This window comes from Acidithiobacillus sp. AMEEHan (assembly GCF_030996345.1).
Classification (GTDB): Bacteria; Pseudomonadota; Gammaproteobacteria; order Acidithiobacillales; family Acidithiobacillaceae; genus Igneacidithiobacillus.
In genome coordinates, this window is sequence record NZ_CP118747.1 from 1 (window position 1) to 22967 (window position 22967).

Here is a 22967-nt window from a genome sequence, read left to right on the forward strand (position 1 = left end):
CTCGTCTCCCAACTGACTTGACGGCAACCATGCGGCACTGCACGCGCCTGCACTCCCAGCTCTCGCGGTCGTTTCGGCGGATACAGTACACCGTTGCATCTACCAGGGACTACTCGCCCTCGCTTCGCTCCAGGCGAGCAGCGGAGGACTCGCCGCCCGGCAGTCGTCCTTGCAGCGACATTACCCGGTAGCGTAGGCAGTCGAAATCCTCGCAACCGACGCCGGCATCGAGGCGCGCGGCGCCATCTTTACGCGCCGCGAAATCGTCGATTTTCTTCTCGATCTTAGTGGCTATGAGGCCAACCGTCCGCTGCACAAACTCAAGCTCCTAGAGCCGTCGTTTGGTGGCGGGGATTTCTTGTTGCCGGCCATCGCACGGCTTCTGGCAGCATGGAAGATCGGATCCGCGCATGCCAGTGAAGGCCCCGGCAGGCTGTATTCGTGCGGTCGAACTTCATCGGGAAACCTTCACGCAAACGCGTGGCCAAGGCTGAATAATCACGTGCGAGATGTTCTGGCGAGCACATTCTCCATAGAAGGCTGCCGAACGAGCACTGTTTGCCGCTCATGACGTCGCATTCGTGGAAGCGAGTGGCGCTTCCATCATCTCACTTAATCGACTTATTGCCGAACGCGACCTCCGCATCCTCCTCGCGCAGCACCACATGCTGCTCCCAAAGCTTGTCGTAGAGGGTTTGCTTCGCCATGTATCCACACCAATATTGAGACTTCATCGTCCTACCCCGCGCAACAAGGCCACCCAGAATCATGCCGATTTTCGCGCTAGCTCAGAGATTCTCTAAGCAAACATTATTTCCGCTCATATGGACTGACTCGCTCAAACAACTCACAACCGCCCAAAGATCATCAGTTTAAGTTTTTCTGCCCAGAAATAGTTTTCCGCCTCTCTTGTTCGGCGCGCCAGCACGGGCCTCATCACTTTTCGTAAAGGCTCATAATCGGCAGGACAAGGAGGTTTTACCGCTAAATCCCAATGTCCACCACGACGATCAACTCCACCCAAAAGAGCCAAAACGTGTCCCTCAATATCCTGAAGTGATAATTCGCCTTTGTACCTAATAAGGAGGGTAGATAGCGCTGTATTTTTTCTGTGTTCCACGTCCAATAAGACAATAGGATGACTGCCCTTCTGAAATAATACTGCTACTAGACATAATCTCTGGCGGTTTCCAATCATAGAGAACGATCGACCAACAGGCAGGCGGCAGAGCGCCATCAAAACATCCACTTTGACAAGCCTATTTGCCATTTCTCTTATGACCTGCATTAGCCTCATCAAATCTTCAGAACTCTCTTTGCTCTCGATTGTAAGCAACTGAAATTCTAAAGGGGCCAAATTATCAAACTGCGACTCAGGCGCAACACTGACCTTCTTCGGGGGGATTTTTGCCACACCACTGCGAACGTTAACATTTATATTTTCATTAAATCCCCCAATACCAGCCAAATCTCCAACCTTTCGATAACGAATCCGATTTCCATTTTTTACTACGAACACTTCTACTTCTCGCTCGAAAATACTGGACCTTGTCATTAGTTGCAGCGCTGGCTGATTCACATCCGTCTTGCTTCCAGAACTCTCTATATCCACCGTGAAAGGACTATCTTCCGAGGATACACCGCGCTTCTTCCGCGTGATTAACTCGCCTCTTGGCATCTGGACAGATACATCTGTTTTCAGTGATGGATGTGAATAATACAAAATATCACAAGGAACGTTCTTCCCTGCTATCTCGATTATCTCCATGATCAACCAACGATTTTTCTCACGAACGCCACGAAACTTGATCTTGCAGTTGCGTAACTCCGGAGGATCAAATGTCATGAATCGTTGATTGACTGATCGCTCATAAACGCTGTCCCAAGACCGCCTCCCCTCAGGGTCCACAGCCAGCCATGCAAATTCCAGCAAAAACGGTCTTTTCAGGGACCTGACTGGCATTTTCTGCGTAAAGTCTAGCTGCAATCGAGAGCTATACCCTGGCATAATCGGTCTGTAGAGTGTCATGATACCACCAGGTTGCATGATATAGTTTGCAAGCGTTTTATTATGTAGAAAGAGGCTGCGGATCAGCTCCATTGCCGGGATCAGATACTCTACCCGGCCCACTTCGTAACGAAACAATCGCTGCACCCCGGATGACCATCCGTAAAATGGGTATAACTCAGCAGGGATGGCGGATGAATCCGTTTCCTGTCCTTCTGCCAAGTTTGGAATTATCACATCCGCATACTCGCCATAGGTGATTTTATCTAACTGACCGTCATGAAATGTGTAGCCGAGTGCGAGTACTGGGAATAGGCCAATCGGGAGTTTCCACATGACAAAGCCCCCCGAAGACTCGCCTCGCGTTACGACATTTAATAGCCAATCATTCTTGGCGTTTTTCTGAAGCCCGGCCAACCAATAAAGTTGAAGAACCTCAGACACATCGCAAAACTCTTTTATTCTAATCACGATGCAGCACCCGCGATGGGCTGGGGGTGTTCAACCAGTGCCGTCAGCGCCGCTTCCACCCGATCTGAGGCCTTTGGGGGCAACCCCGCGAGGCGACGAACGCGCCAAGCGCGCACCTCCAAAGCTTGCCGGTTCAGTTCGGCTACTGCCCAGGTAATGCGACGTAAGCGAAAATCCTCAACTGTTTCTACCAGTTCATCGAGGGTCCTGACGCTTTCAGGCAATTTTGAACGGGACTTAAAGAGGCGCTGGGAATGCTCCAGCGTGCGCACTAAGGCTGTCTGGGTAACCCGTCGCGGCGGAACCTGCTGGTGTATATCCTTAGCAGCCTTACGCAATTGGATTGCCATGTGACGATCAAACGCCTTCCAATCTACTCGTTGATCCAGCCATTTCCCATGTTTCGGTGCAGGCGAATGTTCAATCAGCCATTCTCTATCGTTTCGATAGAGCCAAGCATGTTCCCTGGGGCATAAACGAGCGAGTTGATGACGTGACAACGCCGGGCGATTACGCTGGATATCTAGCCAATGTTCTCTCATCGAATCCCGTTCCAGCGGGCGCTGGCTAACATTTCGTCCGGATAATGCCTTCCAGGGTACAGGCAAACCAAGCTTGCTCGCCCGCAATCGCACTGTTCCAGTGTCAACGCCGAGATCACGTGCGATCGATCTAAGGCCAAGCCCTTCCCGCACTCTCTGTTTCAGCCTCACATCCAAAAGGGGGCCATAATCGACGATATGTGGCTCCTCGACACATTGAGTGGGTAAGGCGGTATGATTGCTTTATGGGAAGGGCAGCGAGCTGAGGATAAGGATGGACCAAGGTAATCAACTGTTCACTCTGGCGTTGGGGTTGGTTCCGCCGTGGATGGTGGACGATGTGCGGTTCACGGTGGAGGAAAAGCGCCTGGACCTGCATGTGAACTTCCCAAGGGGTAGTCAGTTTCCCTGTCCGGTCTGCGGCCAGGACTGCCCGGTCTATGACACCCAGGAGAAGGTCTGGCGTCACCTCGACTTCTTCCAGCATGCGGCTTATCTCCATGCCCGCGTACCACGGGTCCATTGCCCGGAACACGGCGTGCATTTGGTATCCGTCCCTTGGGCGCGGGAAGGCTCGGGATTCACGCTGCTCTTTGAGGCTCTAGTCATGGCCATGGTCCGGGAGATGCCCGTGTTGACGGTCTCCCGCCTAGTGCGGGAGACGGACCAGCGACTCTGGCGGGTGCTCGATCATTACGTCGCCAAGGCCCGCGAGGCCGCGGACATGTCAGAGGTCCATTCCGTCGGTATCGATGAGACGAGCAGCCGGCGCGGCCATGATTACATCACCCTGTTTGTGGACCTCGTGGCGAAGCGCCTGCTGTTTGCCACACCCGGCAAGGATGCCGAGACTTTTGCGCAGTTCGCCGAAGATCTGCAGGCCCATGGCGGCAGCGCCGAGGCCATTACGGAGGTCAGCATGGACCTCTCGCCAGCCTTCCAAAAAGGGGCCGCAGAACACCTGCCCAACGCCCAGGTCACCTTCGATCGCTTTCACCTCATGAAGCTCGTCAATGAGGCCGTAGATGCCGTACGCAAGGGGGAAGCCCTCTCCCAACCAGACCTGAAAAAGAGCCGCTGGCTTTGGCTCAAGAACCCGGGAAAGCTCTCCGCCAAGCAAAGCGCCAGGCTCCGGGAGATCCTCAAGAACCAGAACCTCAAGACAGCACAGGCTTATCAGCTTCGCCTGACCTTCCAAGAAATCTTCACCGTCCAGAATCGCCACCAGGGCGCCACCCTGCTCAAGGCCTGGGTGGAAAACGTCAAGGACAGCGGATTACCGCCAATGGTCAAGGTCGCCTACACCGTCATGAATCACTGGGATGGTGTGCTCCGCTGGTTCGAGAGCCAGATCACCAACGGGATTCTGGAAGGCTTCAATAGCCTCCTCCAGTCCGCCAAGGCAAAAGCCCGTGGCTACCGTACCCACAAGAACTTTATCAACATGGCCTACCTGATCCTCGGTAAACTGGATCTCAGGCTACCCACATGAAACATCGAAGAACCCGATATGTGGTGGAATCGAGGACCCCGCCACTCGCGTGTAACTGCAACCGCACGCACACGAAAACCGTCCAACAAACCTATCCATCTCCCGGCGCACAGTCAACGATTCAACGACTTTGCGCCCAAAGTGCTCTGCCAAATGATTGAGGCACTCCCATGGACCCTCTTCAAATGAAGGATCTGCAGGCTTCACAATAACTGGATATCGGTCAAGGAACATTTGCAGCAAGATGTGTTGTAGTGGATGAAATGCCTTACGGTGCTTCCGGACCATGGCCACAGGCCAGTCCCCATTGAACGCTTGTGGAACCACATTGGCAATCGGCGCAAAAAAACGAGAGAAAGCTTCCCGAAAGGACGCTTGATCTACTCTCTGCTTTCCTTTCGCGAAACCTCGGTTGCGAACCGCGGCGAGGTAATATACCCCCCAATCACGACATTCTTCATGCTTCAACGCAGCAGCCAAAAGGGACGCGCTGCGATCAGCGATATCTTGCAACAACGTCATCCCCTGCGGCTCGCATTCCCAACTCTTGGCCAACGCTAGAAGTTTGCAGTTTTGTAGAGAGCACGCAATAAATGCATGTTGATTCTCTCCGTTGGGGACCATGCTACTATCAACCAAAAAAACCTTGTGGTCTGGGCATAACAGAACACCGGGAAGTTGATGGCTACGCCTCCAGTACCACTCTCCGTATTGTCTCTGCATCTCACTCAGACAAACTGGGCAATATCGCAGACTATCTGGCGCCGAGATCACGCTCGCTGCAATGCCAAGTCGCGCGAAAACCGATTCCGCATGGCCGTCGGTTAACTGGGAAATGGCAAATTTGGTCACCTCTTCCGTGGCAAAAGCTACATAATAAGGGAGGAGCGTAGTTTCTTTGATCAGTTTTTCAGGATCAAGTCCACGATCAGCTGGTATGTTTTGACAGAGAGCCGCTATCCGGCTTTGTAGCGCAACATTCGCCTTCACGCCCGTGGCACCGAACAAATCCTGAATGGTCTGCTTTGGACTTTGAGAACACGTATGCCGGTGGTATCGCGCAAGCACGCTGTAAAGCAGTTCATCCGGATACACTCTGGGAAAGTAGGCAAGCATTGACGACCTTCATCCAGCAAGGTCATTCAGAGGCGGTTTAATCACTCCAACACCTTTCAGTGAATCGTAAGCAGACAGCCCATCTTTTTTCCCAGCGGTGACAACTGACCTGAGGTCATTCGCGTCAGACAACGCTTTTGCCCCAGCTATGGACGTTCGTACTTTCTTCCGACCTACTTTGGCGCTTGGACGCACGGGCCCTCGTCCTTGCAGCATCGCGGCGATGTTTGCCACGAGATCCAGGGCGGATAGCCCCGGATTTTCGGCACGGACCTCTGTCAATAGAACCTTTGCAAGGTCCGGCGCCACTCCCAAGTCTCCCAAAGCGCGCAAGATCGCCGCTACAACTTGGTTCTCGCTTGCATCCTCGCCAATCGCCAACCTCTCGGGGGCAGGGGCCTTCTCAAAAGAAGGCCCCGATAAGCGCGCAAGCGAGTCCCCAAAGACTTGTGCAGCATGGTCATGCAATGGGCGTATATCGTCATATTTTGCGATTGCCTCCCGATCATCCCGCTTTAAGGCGTCAATCATGGGGTGGATGAGTCGTAAGTGCTCACGCGCAACCTGACGCAGAAGACCAGGGTCAATACACTCCGGTCTGTCTCGCAGCGCTCCCAGCTGTATGGCACGCAGTTGTGCCATCATGAAAAGATTGACCAACACATCAATAATTCCTTGACTTTCGTCATAAAGCACCTGACGAATCTCGTCGGTCAGCGGGGACAACTCTCGCGTCCACTGGTATTTCCATATGCGGTCGACGAAATAGTTCCAGGTCGGACCTTGTTCCATGCGTTCCCAGACCAAACTTCCTAAGCCACTGGCCCGACGCGCCTGGCGGAAATCTCCCTGCAACAACGGCAACGCTCCCAGCGTACCAATGACAATTACCGGGATGCCGATGGTGTTCACCAATGTCACAAGAAAATTCAATAAGGCGTCGGCTCCAGTGCCCGGGGCCTCCCTAATATGCTGAATCTCGTCGACGATGAGTACACCGAGGGCGTGCAGGTTGGCGATTTGCGCCATTTGGACCATCATTTCATCAAGAGAGCTCCGACTGGCCCCATACCGGGCGCGGTACCGGGTGCCCAACAAATTGTCTATCGCCTGAAAAAAGCTAATGCAAAGTTGTTTAGGCGATCCTTTGTAGGGGCTATCCAGCTTCAGCCAAACCACTTGGTCAAGACTGAAAGGGTGGACATGGTGGATGACCTGCGGGTAGAGCTCCAGGACCCTGCCCATGCCGTAGCTCTTGCCGATGCCGGAGCAACCGATCAGGGCAAAGCTACTCGCCGTAGAGCGGATTGGGCGCCGGACAGCGGCAAGATCCTTCCCAATTACTCGCTCGTAGCCCTCCTGCAGGCGGTGAATGTAGTCGTTAGTGTTGGGATTGCGACTAAGGTACCCTTGGCGAAGAAGCATGCCGAACTTCGCTTCCAATTGCAGATGGTTCTCGAGCGGCTCGAAATAGTTCTTCAGTCGCAGGACGCAATGTGCCCGCAGATGGGCAGGATAGCCACGCTCTTTTTCACTGAATTTTGGTGGCCCTGCCATAGCCCGCAATGCCTCATTCACGGACAAGACGGGCGGCAACTTTGCGATGAACGGGTTTTCGCTGTATTCAGCAAGGGTGGTCATGTCATCCCGCATCGTCATCACCCTGTTCTTCATTTTGCCTACGAAGAATCTCCGCAATGTCCGGTAGACGGTAGTCGTCCTCCATTTTTCCCGTGGGGAAGTGGAGGATCTCCCCCTTTATCTTGGCATCCTCCCTGCGCCGCTTGGTTTGGAAGGCTTCTCGCTCCTGATTATCCCGTTTTTCCCGGCGACGGTTTTCGCGAATGCTACCCGTTCTCTGGCGATTGCTACTGTAAGAATTGGGCGCGTTCGTCTGCATGATCTGGGCCTCCTGCATGACATTTTTTATTGTCTCAATCAAGTTGATACGCCCGCGCTGAACATGTTGCTCGTTATTGCGTCCTGCGCGGCGCTCTTCCTGACGTATTTGATCTATCTCCCACAGAGTTCGGCCCAGATGATGGCGGCTCTTTTCTGTCAGAGTGCAGGAGATGAATTTCCCTTGCCTCAGATCATCGTGAAGGTATATCACATCCATGCAGCGCGGTTCGTAGGAAATTTTCACCTTCCAGCGCCCTCTTTGCCGGGCGCGTTCAAACCAGTGGTCCTCTATCGCTTTCTGGCAAGTGTAGAAGCAATCGGCATAGCGAATTCCAGTGGCCGTTACCATCGCCTCAGCGTTCGGCAACAGGCTCAGTCGAACCAACTCTGGTGGGAAGACACGCAGGCTACCACTTCGGTGTGCAATCCCCCAATCCCATAGCTCGGAGGGTATCGCCTGAACTCCGTCCGCAATCATGTCCGGGGTCTTCTCATAATCCTTCAAGACGTGCTGATTGTTATAGTAGAGAATGCAGTACAGGATGATACGAGTAAATTGGTCGATATCCAGCGTTGCATCCAGACGATAGTCTTTGGCGCCACGTTCCCGGAAATCGGTGGCAACATAGCCTGCAACGTAGGCCTTAAAACGGGCAGGAATCAGTCGAAACCGCTGTTCAACAATACCCTTCCAGTCCGCACGGTAGGGTGCTGCGGTTTCGACGCGCACTTGAAAGTTATTGATCAACGTCTCAACAGCACTGCCGGCGACTTCACCTCGATCACCAAGTAGCGCATCGGGAAGAGCTTGACACGGCCAGTCTGCCTCACCTATCTCGACGCCAAACTGGCGGCAATACCCCACTTTTTCCGTGGCAGTATTGGCCAGCGCCATCATCGCACCAACCCAGGAAGGTCCTTCAAATCCAACATACACTCCCGTAATCATGCGACTAAAGACGTCGATGACGATATACAATACCGGGCGCCCGACGATCTTCGCACGGTCATATCGCGACACCAAATAGACATCTGCAATTGTCGCATCGATTTGGAAACGAGAAGCGGGACCGACTGTTTCTGCCGTCGATGATCCCAATATGGCGCGTCGGTCCTTATCGTAGACGCGCGGCGTGCGACGGATGCGATCGACTCGAAAAAGATCGTTGTCTTTTTCGGACCAATAGCAGAACTGCCTGAAGGTTGGCGCATCTTTGCGTGGGACCAGTTCCTGCCGCCCGGTCTGCTCATTGATCGCCTGATCGGAAAAAGCACTTGCGATCAGTTCGTCATAGGCTACTCGCAGATCCATTTGTGCATTTTTTGCAAATTTTTTGGTGACAACCGAGCGAAATAATTGCCGCATTTCTGGCGTGACGTTGACGCCCAAATCGTCCCTATCGGCGGGCCTTCCCCGCTTCTTTCCTGAGGAAGCCCTCTCCTTGCCTCGTCCCCCACATCGATCATAGTCGGGGAGCAGCGCATTCGGTGTCATGCCGCGCTGCCAGTATCGTCGTAGCAAGCGGTAGATTGTCTGTTTAGTAGCCCCCGTCTCCGCCATCACGGCCTGAACCGCCCGACTTCTAAGGCGAGGCTGGAAGATGGCTGGCTGGTCAAGAATTAGAGGACGTATCATCGTCCACGCCCGGTCCCTCTTTAGCCGGTAGATCTCGGGGATGGCCTCGTCTGCCACGAATGCCAACCAGGGGTCGGGATCGGTGAGGCGCCATTCCCCCGTCTCGCGCATCCGCTCTATTTCCTCTGCCTCCCGGAAAAGGGGCATGGCAGTAGACGCCTGAATATCGATGCTGTAGAGGCCGCTCATTGCGGGGTCGATCCATAGAACTCGTTCGATCCTCCCTTCCTCGGGGTATTCCAGCAATTGGCAAACCGCAAGTTCTCTCATCCGCTGGCCCTCATGGACTCACGCTGAGACAATCGGAATTGATGCAACGGCGTGGAATCGTCTATGGGCCGATCCATTGGACAGACGATCATCTTTTTAGCCAACATGTGTCGGACTAGAAGTAGGCAATCACCAGCAGACATGGAAAACCGGAGATCCATGTCAGCGCAGAACTGCCGGAGGGTAGGCCCGGGATGTGACGGAAGTTCTTGAAATACTAGCCTCGCCTTCTCCGAAAAGTAGCCTTCGTAGGGTTGTTTGATCTGGTCAATTTCGGCATAACTATGAACCCAGACAATATTGCGTACCATCGCCTCAGGGATATCCCGCTCGGTGATGATTCCCCAGTCCACACCTTGTAGCTCCCAGTAACGGCGTTCCATCTCCAGTTTTTCAATCACACGTGGCTTTTCCAATTCGTCTGCCGGCTTGACTGCTCGCGCCAGCTGTATTAGCCGTCCGCCAACATAAACATCCACTAGGAAATCCGTGGTCATGACTAAAGGAGCGGAGCTGTGAGCAATGCGAGGGTGGGGAATCCCAAGATCTCCTGCAATACGACGAGTGATATTGCGATCTAATGGAAATTGTTCACGGATATCCGTGACAATATCTGCCCAATCAAACAAGTAAAAAGTATTACGCTCAATATCCGAGAGGAGGTGATGCACGCGCCCAGTCTTGTTCCCCTTGATGCGGTGGCACCGCCCTTGGGATGGTACGTCTCGCGTGGTAAGCCATGGGAGGTAATCTGCGCCACGCCCCTTCCACGCCCCTCCTTTTGGAAGCGCGCGATCCGGTCTTCGTCGATATCGTAGCGTTGGCGAGCCAAGGCATCCTCTCCTAGCCGCTTATTGAACAAGCATACTCCACTAGCTCTGGAGCGCAAGATCAGGATGATACTCTATTGTCGAGAATGAGACTTTATTGTTGGGGATGAAACTATATTGTTTGGGATGATACTTTATTGTAACGTTAACACCATCCTCAGGCCTCGGTCCGGCAAACAGCGTGTCCAATACTTGACGCCAACGCGTCGCCAGGCGCAGGTCGAGCTCCGTGGCAGGCGTTTCGGAACGCTCCCGCCAGCGACGATCGGGACGCAGGGAATCCGTGTCCAGGCCCACCTGCACGACCAGCGAACCAGATTCCAGTGCCTCGTCTGGCACCGGAGTAACTCCCGCATCGAGCAGCTCAGGCAACCGCTCTTCAACCAGCGCACAATCCTGTGGATGCAAGCGGACGACCGTTGCTCCGCTGGCGATTGGCACCGTGGCCAGCGCCTCCCGCAGCAATGGCAGAATTTGCTCCGGATGCGTCTGCAGCTCCTGGCGGATCACCTGCCTTGCCAGTTCCAAAGCCAGGGCGAGGAGGGCCTGTTCCACGCGGTCGTTGAGCTGCGCAACCGGCGCGGCCAATTGCTCTACAAGCCGCCGAAAGGTTTCGATATCCTTTCTGGCCGCCTGCAGACCCTCGTCGCGGCCAGCGGCGTAGCCCTCTTTCCGCCCGCGCTGCCGCCCCTCCTCTTCCGCCTGCGCAACCAACTGTTGCAGGGCTTCTGCCGTCGGCGGCCGCAAGTCTTGCAGCTCGACTTCCTCGCCCGCCTCCTCTGCCGGAGGGTTTTCTTCTACCTCCGGTGCCCTCGTCGCCGTGGCGATACCCGGCATTTGCGGCATACGCCAGGCACGCAAATTCGCTATGTTCTCACGCTGGATGACGTCGGTGTCGGAGGCAGCCATTTACAGCATCTCCTCACCACCGCCACTCAGGTTGATCTGGCCGGCAGCATCGAGACGCTGGGCCACTTGCAGGATGGCCTTTTGCGCGGCCTCCACCTCGCTCAGGCGCACTGGCCCCTTGGCTTCCAGGTCGTCCCGCAACATTTCCGCGGCACGCTTGGACATGTTGGCGAAAAAGCTCTCGCGTAGCGGACCCGGAGCCCCCTTCAGGGCAACGACGAGGCCATCGGATGGCACCTCGCGCAGCAGGGTCTGTAGGCTGCGGTCATCGAGCTTGGCGAGGTCGTCAAAGACAAACATCTTTTCCTGTACCTTTTCCGCCAGTTCGGGCTCGGATTCACGAATCTGATCGAGAATGCTGCCGGAGCGACTGGTTTCCAGCCGGTTGAGAATCTCCGCCGCTGCCTTGGGTCCACCCAAGGTCGCGACTTGCAGAGATTGGGAATCGCCGGAAATCTGCTCCTCCAGGATCTCGTTGAGCTCCCGGATCGCTCCGGGCTGCACGGTTTCCAGGCTGGCAAGACGCATCATCGCCTCGCCAACCGTGCGCTCCGGCAAGAAGTGAATCACCTCACTCGCCTGCTCGGGCTCCATATAGGCGAGGATCATGGCGAGTACCTGGGGATGTTCCAGTTTGATCAGATCGGCCACGGAACGGGCGTCCATCCATTTCAGGTTTTCCAGACCATTGGCCTCGCCACCATGCAGGATGCGGTCGATGAGTGATCCCGCCTTGTCACCCAGGGCCTTGGTGAGCATGCCACGAATGTATTGATCGCTGCCGATCCCCAAGGATGTCTGATGTTCGAGGCGGGCGCGAAAATCCGAGAGTACCGTGCGTGCCTGATCGGTGCTCACCTGCGCCATTTTTGCCATCATCGCACCAAGCTTCTGTACCTCGCGCGGGCCGAGGTGCCGCATCACTTCGGCAGCTTCATCCTCGCCCAGACTGAGCAGAAGAATGGCGCTGCGTTCGATGCCATTCAGATCAGCTTCGCTGCTCACCGTTCAACCATTCCTTGACGACCTGGGCAGCCCGGGCCGGATCCTGCATCACCAGTTGCCTTGCCACGTACAGATCTGCCTTGAGCGGATCCGCCGGAAGCTCGACTTCTCCCTCTTCCCCAGCCCAGACACGTCCCCCTTGGGCCCCTGCCGTTGCGCGCTGCTGGTCTTGCCGTTCCTGCTCTCCCCGCGCCGCTGCCAGCGCCGCACTCTGCGCTCGTTCCTGTCGGTCACGCAGCATCCGCAAGACCGGCTTGATGAGCCCCAGGAACAGCAGGAAGGCTAGCAGAAGGATGGCCAGATAGCGCAAGGCACCGTGGGCCAGGCTGAGGAACCAGGACTGCTGCCACCACGGCAGAGCGGCGTTCATCTGACTGCCGGCAAAAGGCATCTGCACGACTTTCACGGAGTCACCACGCTTGGCATCATAGCCGATGGCTTCCTCCACCAATTGCTGAATCTGTTGGATCTGCGCTGGCGCGAGGGCAGAAAACTGCTTTCCATCACCGCCCGGCAGTGGCTTTTCATCGATCAATACCGCGACGGAAACCCGCTTGACGCTGCCGACCGGGCTGACGGTATGGACGATGGTTTTATCGACATCGTAATTGGTCGTCGTGTCGTTGCTGCTCTGGGTGGGCGCCAAGCTCTTCAGCGTGGGAGCCAGCGCGATCAGTCCCGCCGGGGAGAGCGTAGAAACCACCGGCGCGGTGAGGGGCGCAATGGCCACTCCCGGTGGTTGATTGGAGAGCGCGCCCGGCACACCGTATGGCCCTTCACCACCGTTACTGCTACTGCTGTGCGTCTGCTGGCTGAGTACCTGATTCTTACCATAGGTGACCGAGCTGCTCTCGCTTTTGGCAAAGTCGATGGCTGCCGATACCGCAACATGCACTCCGCTACTCCCGACAATTGGGGAAATGATCGCCTCGATGCGCTTTTGATATTGCGCGTCGACTGCCTGCTGGTAGGCAAACTGTGCCGGTTGCAGACCCAGGGACTGGTTGGCGTTGCTACTCAACAGGTTGCCGTGTTGATCGACTACTGTGACATTTTTGTCCTCGAGACCCGGCACGCTGGCCGCAACCAGGTGGACGATCCCCGCCACCTGACCGGCAGAAAGTTGCCGTCCGGGGTACATCGTGAGCATGACCGATGCGGTCGGCTTCTGCTCCTGATCCAGAAAGACCGACGGTTTGGGAATTGCCAGTTGCACACGCGCGTGCTCGACTTCTCCGAGCGAGGAGATGGTTCGCTCCAGCGAACCCTCCAGGGCACGCTGATAATTGACATGCTCGACAAAATCACTGGTACCCATGGGTTCATGATCGAGCAGTTCAAAACCTACCGCATCGCCGTGCGGCAAGCCCTCTGCCGCCAGCTTCATCCGCGTGCTGTACACCACATCACTGGGGACGGTAATGACCGTACCCCCATCGGTAATGCGAAAGGGAACATTCAATTTCTGCAATTGCGCGATGACCTGACCACCGTCGCGATCGGAAAGCCCGGCATAGAGGACCTGATAGTTGCCAGAGCCATGCCACAGCGCCACGACGAGGAGCACGGCAACGACAGCGGCAAGCACCACCAGGAAGGCGAACCGGCGATTGGCTGGCATCTCCTGCCAGCGTTGTTGCCACTGGCGCAGATCCAAACGTGCGGCAGACGGATTCAGGGCTTCTTCGGCCATGGGGCATCAACCCTGCGCGCTCAGGCGGAAATATTCATGATGTCCTGGTAGGCAGAAACGAGCTTGTTGCGTACCTGGAGCATGGTCTGAAAAGAAAGATCGGCCTTCTGGGAGGCAACCATCACCTGACTCAGGCTTACCTGCGGATCGCCAGTGGCAAACTGGTTTTGCAGCTGGTTGGCGGATTCCTGTTGGGCATTTACGCCATCCACCATCTGTTTGAGCGTGTTGGCAAATTCTCCTACTCCACCGCTGTTCGGAGTGTTGTTTTTCAGACCCTGCGCCTGCTCGCTCAGGGCACGCAGCTGGCTCAGCAAACCATCCAGCGAATCTACACTGCTCATGACCATATCCTTCCTGGGAATGCTTTCCCAAAATGAAGCAATATCCAGGCCAAACTATCCAAGGTCGAAACCAGCCTCCCGCAAGCGCTGCAATTTGTGGCGCAGGGTACGCGCACTGATTCCCAACAAACGCGCCGCTTCGCCACGCGATCCTCCGGTTTTTGCCAGAGCATCGGCAATCAACTCCCGCTCATAGTGCCCCTTTTGCTCCCCCAATGCCAATTCTGCAACAGACAACGGCTCCTCCATCGCCACCCCGTTTTCTGCCATCTCGCCCGGCAGATCCAGGTCCCGCGTCTGTATTTCGTCACCGTCCGCCAGAATCAGGGCGCGGTGCAGGGCATTTTGTAGCTCGCGCACGTTGCCCGGCCAGTCATGCGCGAGCAGCGCCTGTTCTGCTGCCGGCGACAGCGTCCGCGCGCGTAGACCGAGGGTCACTGCCGCTTGCCCCAGGAGATACCGAGCGAGCGGGAGGATATCCTCGCGCCGCTCGCGCAAAGGGGGAATCTGCAGCGGAACCACCTGCAACCGGTAATAGAGATCGGCACGGAACCCGCCGCTTTTGACTGCCTCCCCGAGATCGCGATTGCTGGTGGCAAGCACCCGGATATCCAGGGAGATCGTGCGCTGCCCGCCGACCCGTTCCAGCTCCCGCTCCTGCAAGACTCGCAGCAGCTTGGCCTGCAGGACGAGGGGCATTTCCGTCACCTCGTCGAGCAACAGAGTGCCGTTCTGGGCCTGCTCGAATTTTCCCGCACTCGCCTGCGTGGCGCCGGTGAAGGCACCTTTCTCGTGGCCAAAGAGTGTCGCCTCCAACAGGGTTTCGGGGATGGCAGCACAATTCACAGCAACGAAGGGGCCTTTGGCACGGGCACTGTGCTGATGAAGATAGCGCGCCAAAACCTCTTTCCCCACACCGCTCTCACCACTGAGTAACACAGTGGCGTCACTCTGCGCGACTTTTGCTGCACGCTCCAGGCAGCGCCGCATACTGGGTGCCTCGGCAATCAAATGGTCATCGGCACCGGCGCGGGGCAGCAGATGCTTTTCTAGCTTTGCCTCCAAGCTCTCGATTTCAAAAGGCTTTACCAGATAGTCCACCGCCCCGCCCTGCAAAGCGCGCACCGCCTCTTCGATCGTTCCCCAGGCGGTCATCATCAGCACGGGCGGGGCCTGGCGACGCTCACGCAGGGCCGCCAGGAGAGCATAGCCATCCAGCCGCGGCATCTGCACGTCACTGAGGATGAGATCGGCGGGGAAATTTACCAACTGCGCCAGGGCCGCCTCGCCATCGCTGGCGTGACGAATGCGATACCCGAGATCGCTCAGAGCCTCCTGTAATACCTCGGCGAAATCCGGGTCATCCTCGACCAACAGAATGCGGAATGCCATGCGCTTGTCGTTCATCAGGACTTCGACCGACTAGCCAACGGATCGGGGAGCGCTGCGAAAGGCACGCGCAGTACAAAGCAGGCACCGGGTCGATTGTCCTCAACATGGAGATCCCCCCCCAGACCTGTGACGAAATTGCGCGCAATACTCAGACCCAGCCCGGTTCCCTCCCGACGGCCACTGACAAAGGGTTGGAAAATCCGCTCGCGTTCGGCCTCGGGTACCCCGGGCCCGGAATCCATCACTCGCAGAATCCAGGAATTGCCGCTGCGCGCGCCGAGGGCATACACCGTGCTCGAGACGGGAGCAAAGTGCAGGGCATTCTGCAGGAGATTGCCGATGACGCTGACCCATACATCCGCGCTGCCCGTCAAAATCCAGTCATTCTCTCCCAGCTGGAGATCGAGATTGACACTTTTTTGACGAAACAAGGGCGCGAATACCCGCACCAATCCTGCGTCAATCTCCTCCAGGCGCGCAGTGCTGTCCTCGGCGGGCATGCTGCCGCGCAAAAACTGCAGCATGGCGTCGATGACCCCCTGCAAATGTCGCAATCGATCCAATGCTCGTTGCTGCTGGCGCGCAAAATGTTCGGCATCTCGCTCCGGCCGCAACTGGCCGACCGCGAGCAGTGCCGTCGCTAGCGGCGTACGCAGTTGGTGCGCAAGGCCCGCCATCGTCTCCCCCAAGGCTGCCAGACGCTCGCGTCGCTGACTGGCGGCTTCGCGCGCACGTGCCGCGGTGACATCCTGCAAGAGCAGAATCTTCCCCCCCTCCCCGGCCAGCGGGGTTACGGCGATGGCCAGACGTCGGCGCGCGCCCCCGGCCGATAGCAAACATTCCGCGCCCCCCTCCTGAATCGCTAATCCGGGCAATTCCGGCCAGATCCAGCCGAGCTCCCGAGTCTCCAGCAGTCGCTCCGCGGCGGGGTTCATCTGCAAAATCCGCCCGCGGGGATCAAGCAGCAATACCGCGCCCGGCAACATCTCCAGCAGCATTGCCAGGCGCTGGCCCAAGGTCTCCTTTGCCTGCAGCTCTTCGCGCAGACGCTGATTGGCGGCGGCCAACTCCCCGTTGAGCCGATGCACCTCGGCCTGCAAGGTGCCATACGCATCGCTCAACTCGCGCGAGGCGTTGTTGAAGAGTTCAAAGGCCTCGAGCAGGCGAGCGGCGTCTTGGGGATCCGGATGGCCAGGCACCGAGGCGTTACTCCCTGCCGGGCTGTATGGCATATTTGCGCAGCTTCTCCACCAAAGTCGTGCGCCGCAGCCCCAGTCGTTCGGCGGCACGCGCCACCACTTGGTCACAGAGATCCAGGGCCTGCAAGATCAGGTTCCGTTCGATCTCCTCCAGATAATTCTTGAGATCAAAAGGGCCGTCGGGCAAACGATGTCCAAGCTCGCCAAGCTCCGCGACCGGCAACGCTGCATCCGGCTCCATCGCCCAAATCGTCCGCAAAGCGTCGCTTTCCGATTTGGCGTTCTTTGCGCTCTGCCAAATGTGTTGCGGCAAATCGGACAGCCGCACCTCCTCCCCAGCGCGGAGAATGCTCAGTCGTTCCACCAGATTCCGTAGCTCCCGCACATTCCCTGGCCAACAATGCTCGAGTAGGACCTGCTTCACTTCGGCAGACAGGCGAAAAGGCGCAAAACCATCTTCCTGCCGCTGCATCAAAAAATGCTCCAGCAGCAAAAAAAGATCGTCGCCACGCTGACGCAGAGGTGGCAATTCTACGGGAAAGATATTCAGACGGTAATAGAGATCCTCGCGAAACAAGCCGTCGCGAATGCGCGCCTCCAGGTCGCGGTGCGTCGCAGCGATGATGCGCACATCGGCATCCCGCGGCTTGCTGCCACCTACCCGCTCGTATTGGTGCTCTTGCAGAACGCGCAGCAATTTCACCTGCATTGACGGAGTCATTTCCGCTACTTCATCGAGAAAGAGCGTGCCGCCCTCCGCCAGCTCAAAACGCCCCTTACGCGTCAACAGGGCGCCGGTAAACGCCCCTTTTTCATGTCCAAAGAGCTCACTTTCCATCAACTCGGCGGGAATCGCACCGCAATTGATTGCCACAAAGGGGCCAGCGGCGCGGGTCGAGTGCCGGTGCAAGCATTGGGCAATCACCTCCTTGCCCGTCCCGGACTCTCCCAGGATCAACACCGTGCTGTCCGTCGCGGCGACCTTCCCCAAGAGCCGGGTCACATTGCGCAAGACCTCGCTACGCCCAACCAGTCCACAGCTTTCTCGCGACAAGGCACGGCGATCGGCGGGGTTCTGCGGCGCAGTGGTTTCGACAAGGCTTTCCATCATTCCTTTCTCGTTTTGTGATCCATCATGCTTTCGCGCAATCTGGCAACCTCACGCCGATGATGACGGAAGATTAGTCGATCCAGCATTTCCTGCACGCCAGGACTCAGGCGAAATGGGAAGCGCCAGAGCCGCTGCACAGAATCCGTAAGCACCTGTTCGAAGCCCGCGCCGGGCAGCCGCAGCGGCATGGCCAGGCGCGGATGCAAGTAAATTGCTGCCTGCAACGGAAAATCGAGCGGTTGCCAATCGTCGTCCAGGGTGATTTGCAGCGAATCGCCACGCAGTTCGCAAGGATGTGCAGCCGGAAGTGGTTCTTGCGCGCGGATTCCGGCGCTAAGCAGGGTGAGTAACAGATCGGTCTTGATTTGCAGATGGGTTAGAGCCGAGCGCTCGTCTTCGTCGGCGTTGCCACCTTCTTCCTCCCAAATCAGTAGGGCGCGCAACAAAACGCGGTTATCACCCATGAAGTCCGCAAATTCTTCTTCCTGGCCCGACCACGAACGAATCGCAACTGGCAGTTTGGCGGTTATGGCTACCCCAGGTCCATCCACGTTTCTCTCTCCATTTTGGAGAGAGGATAGTGCCTCAGCCGCGTTCGAGCAAACCTCGCCAGCCGTCCCGCAGGTCTTCGAGTATGGGTCGGCAACTGGCCAAGGTATCGAGGTCGTCAAAAATGTTCGCCAGAGCCAATTTCTCCAGGACGAATCGATACAAATTTTCCAGATTGGCAGCGATTTCCCCACCTCGCTCATGATCCACGCTTGCCAGCAGATGTGCCGTCAATTGATAGGCCTTGTCCATGGCTTCCGCCTTGTCCGCAATTCGACTTTCGCGAATCGCCAGATCGGCGCGCCGCAGATATTCGAGAATCCCTTCCAAGCCCATCAGGACCAGACGGTCGGAGGAGATCCCCTGTTGGCCTACCTGTCGGTAGGCCTGTACTGCGTTCATTACCGCTGCCATACGCTAACCCCTCGATGTTCAGGAAGAAGAACTACTGCTGGAGGAACTGAAAGTACCGCTGTTGTAGAAGGCATTGAGATACTGACTAGTAGATTGCAGCGTGGAGAGTTGCGACTGCATGGCAGCAAACTGTTGGGTCAGCAAGGCGGTTTGGTTGCTTGCCGACTGCTGGAGGGTCGCAATCTGGGCGTTCAAACCGCTGATCGTCGAGTTGATACCGTTCTGTGCCGCCACAATAAAGCCATTCTGCGTATTGAGGGCCTGACTCAGCAGGCTATTCATCTGCTGATAGAGCCCCTGACTGAGGGATACTGTCCCCAGGGAACCGGTGTTACTGCCGAGCACATTGAGCTGCAAACCCAAGGCATTACCGGGACCGGTCACGGTCATCAACTGCCCGACACCACTCGTCGCCTGACCATTGACTGTTCCCTGCACGTCTGTACCCGAGGCTGCCAAGGTACTCGTACCAATTCCCGTGCCGCCACTGGCAACATTGGATATCACAGAAAAGCTTTGCGCACTGCCATAGGCGGTGGACTGTAATTCCAGGGTGCCGTTGTCGTTGACGGCCTCGACACCTGTCATGCCCCCCTGCTGCAGAGTAGCGTTGATGGTATTCACCACCGCCGCCAGACTACTGCCAGAGGCCAAGGAAACCACCACCGACTGCGAACCCGAAGCAAAGGTCAAACTCTCGCTCTGGGTCAGTCCGCTGCTGGGGAACGGCGAGGCCGCCGTGATCGTCGCCTGGGTAGCAGCCTGAGAGACATTAATGGCGTAGGTACCTGCCTGGGTGGCAGAACTAGCCCCCGAGAATTGCACGTAACTACTGCTGGTCTGGCCATTCTGACCAAAAAGGCCAACCACGTCCTGATAGTCTGCGCTCAGCGCAGTCTGCAGGGTGCCAGTGTTCAGGCTGATGGTCCCACTGCTGGTCAAGCCCAAGCCCACCGAACCCAAAGAGTTGTAGGACGCGCCAGAGCTGAGCCCCACCGCAGGATTGGACACCAGATTCAACAGCTGCGTACGCAGGCCATTGACTGCTGCATTGCCAAGAAGCGGACCACCAGAACCCGCCTGGGCGTTGTAGGCCGTGAGCTGGTTGATGGTCCCCATGGTCTTGTTGAACGCACTGACAAAACTCTGTACTGCCGTCACAAAACCCGTATTGCTCGCGCTGATTTGCAAGGAAGTGCTACCACTGCTGGCCTGCAACAAATTCAGGGTTACCCCTGGGATTGCCCCAGAGATCGTATTCGTACTACTGGTGACGGGCAGACCATTGATATCGACAGCCGCATTCTGTGCTGCCTGGCTCAGAGTCATACCGCCGGAACTACCGGAACTGTAACTCAGGCTGGAAAGACTACCGGTAGCACCACTGACCGTCACCGAAAAAGACTGATTGACGCCGGTATTCTGTCCAGTCAGGGTAAGGCGATAGCCGGTTCCATCGTAGACCACCCCTGCATTTACCCCTAAATTGGCCTGGTTGATCGCCTGGGCAATGCCGTCCAACGTGTCATTGCTGCTATTGATGGCAACGTTCTGCACTGCACCGCTGCCCACCTGAATTTGTATGGTTCCTGTACCGATGCCACTGCTGACGCTGGAAAAAGCGCTGGAATAAACGCTTTGCGCCTGCGCAAGGACGATATTGCTGAGGTTATAGCTACCCTGCTGAGCGTTGGCCGAAGCCGTCGCCGAGGCCAAGGAGCTGTTCGCCACCGTGGCGCTGCGGTTATTGGTACTGCCAATGTTTTGCAAGGAGCCCAGAGCGCTCTGCAAGCTCGACAGGCTGCTCTGTAGCGTGCCCCAAGCACTGAGGGTGGTCTGTTGCGTTTGTTCCTGGGTCTGTAGCAGGGTAATGGGAGCCTGATAAGCAGCACTCAGGTTGGTAATCAGGCTTTGTACATCGATGCCACTTACCAAACCAGAAAGAGATGTAGACATAAAGCTCTCCTTACGCCTTATTCTGTAATAACAAGCCAACAGGATTTTCCGACTCCGCCGCCTTGGCGACCTGCTCTGCCGGCACGTAATAGGAAAAAAACACCTGCTTGGTCATTTTATCGCTCAATTGAATCAGCACCTGATTCGGATGCTCACCGTTGGGGTCCAAGCCAGCCTCCAGGGTGATCGAGGGCTGGGTAGTTGCCACTTTCTCCTGCAATTTCTGCACTGCCTGCTGCACTTGTCCGGCCTTTTTATCCGCCGCTGGGGTGCTAGACGAGGGATTTGCCTGCCCCGCAGAGTTTGGCACCGTTGGCATATCAAGCACCGGGCTTACGCCATTGCTGGCTGATGGTTTCGCAGCAGTCACTGCAGAAATAGATGAAGTTTCCATGGTGTAACCTCACTGGCAAAATTCCTCCCAGGCGTCCCTGGGAGGAAGAAGCAGATTTCCTTACGGCAAAAGCTTGAGGTAGCTCTGCTGCAAGGAGTTTTCCTGCGCCAAGGTCGAGATACCCGCCTGCTGCAGGATCTGGTACTTGGTCAACTGCGACGTCGCCTGAGCGATGTTCGCATCCTGCACCACCGACTGCGCCGACTGCAGGTTGGTCGCCGTCGTTTGGTCGTTGCTGACCGATGCCTGTACCCGATTCTGAATTGCACCCAGGGCACCATTCTGCTGGTTCAGATAGTTGATCGCCTGATCGATGATGCCAATGGCCTGCTGCGCTCCCGCCGCCGTGCTGACATTGATATTCGAGATGGCGGATCCGCTGAGGGTAGCCGCCTGAGAACTGAAACCGATGCCACTGGCATTACCAATGGCATAGGAAGACGCCGATTCAAACTGCACGGCGCCCTGGATAACCATTCCGCCAGATCCGGAATACAAGACACCGCCGACGGATGTTACGGACGAACCCGAATTGTTAACGGCCTGCAATTTGGCTGTGGATCCGGATGACATACCCGATGTCGCCGAACCAGTTCCCGCCTGGATCACAATGTTTCTACCTTGGCTTTGGGTCAAAACCAGCTCCTGGGTACCACTTACCGTTTGTGTACTGGCCGAAACCCCTGTAATCGCTGCCTGATTATTGATGGCGGTAACAATCGAACTGAGATCCAAGCTTCCACCAGAACCACTGCTGATGGTCGCCGCGATATTGACCGAGTTTGTTGGCGAACCGCTCGAGCCATTGCTCAAGGAAAAACTGATACTACCCGTTGCCGTCACTTGGAACGCTACACTCGTGTACGCCTGTGCCGAAACACCGGTTTGTGCAGAAACCGCATTTACACTCTGCGCCAAACTATAAGCAGACTCCGACGCGCTGGAAACTTTGACCTCCGCAGATCCAACCGAACCCGAAACTCCGAGAGTGTTCGTTGCAAAATTACCAGCACCACCTGCACCTGCAGCGCCCGAACTAATCGTAAATGCTCCACCCGCAGCGTAACCACCGTTGATGAATGCGCCGCTGCTTGTGGAATAGGCCCCACCAGTTTGGTTTGTTAACGAGGTAGCATAATTACCCATCGCGTTGGTCTGGGTATTACCTACCGCCACGTTGATGATCTGGTTGCTGTTGGCACCCACCTGAAAAGCCGCGCCGGCAAAGGTGCCGTCGAGGATATTCTGGCCGTTGAACTGGGTCTGAGTGGCGATGGTCTGTACCTGCGCCAGCAACTGACTCACCACCCCCTGCAGGGCCTGACGATCTGAGGTGGTGTTGGAGGCATTGGCCGCCTGCACCGCCGTGGTACGAATCTGCTGCAACAGGCTCGTCTGGTTCTGGATGGCGCCAGTGGCGGTCTGGATCAGGGAAACACCCTGATTGCCGTTGGAAACCGCCTGATTCAACCCGTTGATCTGGGTTTGAAAGCGCTGGGCAATGGCGTAGCCCGCGGGGTTGTCTTGGGGACCATTGATGCTCTTGCCCGTCGACAACTGCTGCAAGTAGGTATTCAAGCTACCCTGGGTGCCATTGAGGGCGTTCAGGGTACTCAACGCCGAGACGTTGGTATTGATGATTCCGGAAATTGCCATGAGAAAACTCCTTTCTTAGGGATAAAGTTGGCATCCATGCCAATGTGAGATCCGCCTCACAATTCCCTTAACGACACG

19 protein-coding genes and 2 pseudogenes are annotated in these 22967 nt (G+C 56.5%); 1 reads left to right on the forward strand and 20 read right to left on the reverse strand.

The genetic code is table 11. From position 1 onward, the window contains the following. Window positions 1–109: 109 nt before the first annotated feature. The 3 genes and pseudogenes from ORD17_RS00005 to ORD17_RS00015 all read right to left on the reverse strand — a co-directional run. Entirely contained in the window at window positions 110–316 is a 207-nt protein-coding gene (locus tag ORD17_RS00005) for a hypothetical protein (protein WP_308388900.1), read from the reverse strand. A 531-nt stretch (window positions 317–847) separates the two neighbouring features. Next, window positions 848–2479 carry a hypothetical protein gene (locus tag ORD17_RS00010; protein ID WP_308388901.1) on the reverse strand — a complete coding sequence of 544 codons (1632 nt, stop codon included), beginning with the start codon at window positions 2477–2479 and terminating at the stop codon, window positions 848–850. Continuing rightward, a pseudogene (locus ORD17_RS00015) lies at window positions 2476–3222 on the reverse strand (TnsD family Tn7-like transposition protein); the annotation flags it as partial. The pseudogene ORD17_RS00015 and the gene ORD17_RS00010, both read right to left, overlap by 4 nt. A gap of 73 nt (window positions 3223–3295) precedes the next feature. Here ORD17_RS00015 and ORD17_RS00020 point away from each other — a divergent pair. After that, window positions 3296–4513, forward strand: a complete 1218-nt coding sequence (locus ORD17_RS00020) for an ISL3 family transposase (protein WP_014003049.1) — start codon at window positions 3296–3298, stop codon at window positions 4511–4513. Here the strand turns inward: ORD17_RS00020 and ORD17_RS00025 are convergent. From ORD17_RS00025 to ORD17_RS00100, 17 genes and pseudogenes are all read right to left on the reverse strand, one after another. Beyond that, window positions 4502–5629, reverse strand: coding sequence for a TnsD family Tn7-like transposition protein (locus ORD17_RS00025; protein WP_308388902.1), 1128 nt, complete (start codon window positions 5627–5629; stop codon window positions 4502–4504). The genes ORD17_RS00020 and ORD17_RS00025 overlap by 12 nt on opposite strands. Window positions 5630–5638: 9 nt before the next feature. Next, complete coding sequence (locus tag ORD17_RS00030) at window positions 5639–7288, reverse strand: ATP-binding protein (protein WP_308388903.1); 1650 nt, start codon at window positions 7286–7288, stop codon at window positions 5639–5641. Continuing rightward, the gene (locus ORD17_RS00035; protein ID WP_308388904.1) at window positions 7272–9356 is read right to left on the reverse strand and encodes a DDE-type integrase/transposase/recombinase; all 2085 of its coding nucleotides are present in this window, start codon (window positions 9354–9356) and stop codon (window positions 7272–7274) included. Before ORD17_RS00035 ends, ORD17_RS00030 begins: the two co-directional genes overlap by 17 nt. 77 nt (window positions 9357–9433) lie before the next feature. Beyond that, window positions 9434–10108 carry a TnsA endonuclease C-terminal domain-containing protein gene (locus ORD17_RS00040; protein WP_308388905.1) on the reverse strand — a complete coding sequence of 225 codons (675 nt, stop codon included), beginning with the start codon at window positions 10106–10108 and terminating at the stop codon, window positions 9434–9436. 201 nt (window positions 10109–10309) lie between these two features. Continuing rightward, window positions 10310–11176: a flagellar assembly protein FliH gene (locus tag ORD17_RS00045; protein WP_308388906.1), complete on the reverse strand. Its 867-nt coding sequence runs from the start codon at window positions 11174–11176 to the stop codon at window positions 10310–10312. Further along, the gene (gene fliG / locus ORD17_RS00050) at window positions 11177–12181 is read right to left on the reverse strand and encodes a flagellar motor switch protein FliG (protein ID WP_308388893.1); all 1005 of its coding nucleotides are present in this window, start codon (window positions 12179–12181) and stop codon (window positions 11177–11179) included. Continuing rightward, window positions 12165–13874, reverse strand: coding sequence for a flagellar basal-body MS-ring/collar protein FliF (gene fliF / locus ORD17_RS00055; RefSeq protein ID WP_308388894.1), 1710 nt, complete (start codon window positions 13872–13874; stop codon window positions 12165–12167). The genes fliG and fliF overlap by 17 nt, the downstream gene beginning before the upstream one ends. Window positions 13875–13894: 20 nt before the next feature. After that, complete coding sequence (gene fliE, locus ORD17_RS00060; protein WP_308388895.1) at window positions 13895–14218, reverse strand: flagellar hook-basal body complex protein FliE; 324 nt, start codon at window positions 14216–14218, stop codon at window positions 13895–13897. A gap of 54 nt (window positions 14219–14272) precedes the next feature. Then, on the reverse strand, window positions 14273–15625 hold the full coding sequence (locus ORD17_RS00065; protein ID WP_308388896.1) for a sigma-54 dependent transcriptional regulator: 1353 nt from the start codon (window positions 15623–15625) through the stop codon (window positions 14273–14275). Next, window positions 15625–16842: a HAMP domain-containing sensor histidine kinase gene (locus ORD17_RS00070; protein WP_308388897.1), complete on the reverse strand. Its 1218-nt coding sequence runs from the start codon at window positions 16840–16842 to the stop codon at window positions 15625–15627. Before ORD17_RS00070 ends, ORD17_RS00065 begins: the two co-directional genes overlap by 1 nt. Then, window positions 16817–17050, reverse strand: coding sequence for a helix-turn-helix domain-containing protein (locus ORD17_RS13375; protein WP_374693415.1), 234 nt, complete (start codon window positions 17048–17050; stop codon window positions 16817–16819). Before ORD17_RS13375 ends, ORD17_RS00070 begins: the two co-directional genes overlap by 26 nt. A gap of 132 nt (window positions 17051–17182) precedes the next feature. Next, window positions 17183–17842 (reverse strand): annotated as a pseudogene (locus ORD17_RS13380) (sigma-54 interaction domain-containing protein); the annotation flags it as partial. Window positions 17843–17916: 74 nt separating this feature from the next. Then, on the reverse strand, window positions 17917–18471 hold the full coding sequence (locus tag ORD17_RS00080; RefSeq protein ID WP_308388899.1) for a PilZ domain-containing protein: 555 nt from the start codon (window positions 18469–18471) through the stop codon (window positions 17917–17919). Window positions 18472–18505: 34 nt separating this feature from the next. Then, the gene (gene fliS / locus ORD17_RS00085; RefSeq protein ID WP_308388907.1) at window positions 18506–18883 is read right to left on the reverse strand and encodes a flagellar export chaperone FliS; all 378 of its coding nucleotides are present in this window, start codon (window positions 18881–18883) and stop codon (window positions 18506–18508) included. 18 nt (window positions 18884–18901) lie between these two features. Beyond that, on the reverse strand, window positions 18902–20839 hold the full coding sequence (gene fliD / locus ORD17_RS00090; protein WP_308388908.1) for a flagellar filament capping protein FliD: 1938 nt from the start codon (window positions 20837–20839) through the stop codon (window positions 18902–18904). 10 nt (window positions 20840–20849) lie between these two features. After that, the gene (locus ORD17_RS00095) at window positions 20850–21233 is read right to left on the reverse strand and encodes a hypothetical protein (protein ID WP_308388909.1); all 384 of its coding nucleotides are present in this window, start codon (window positions 21231–21233) and stop codon (window positions 20850–20852) included. A gap of 60 nt (window positions 21234–21293) precedes the next feature. Further along, entirely contained in the window at window positions 21294–22889 is a 1596-nt protein-coding gene (locus tag ORD17_RS00100) for a flagellin (protein ID WP_308388910.1), read from the reverse strand. Window positions 22890–22967 lie beyond the last annotated feature (78 nt).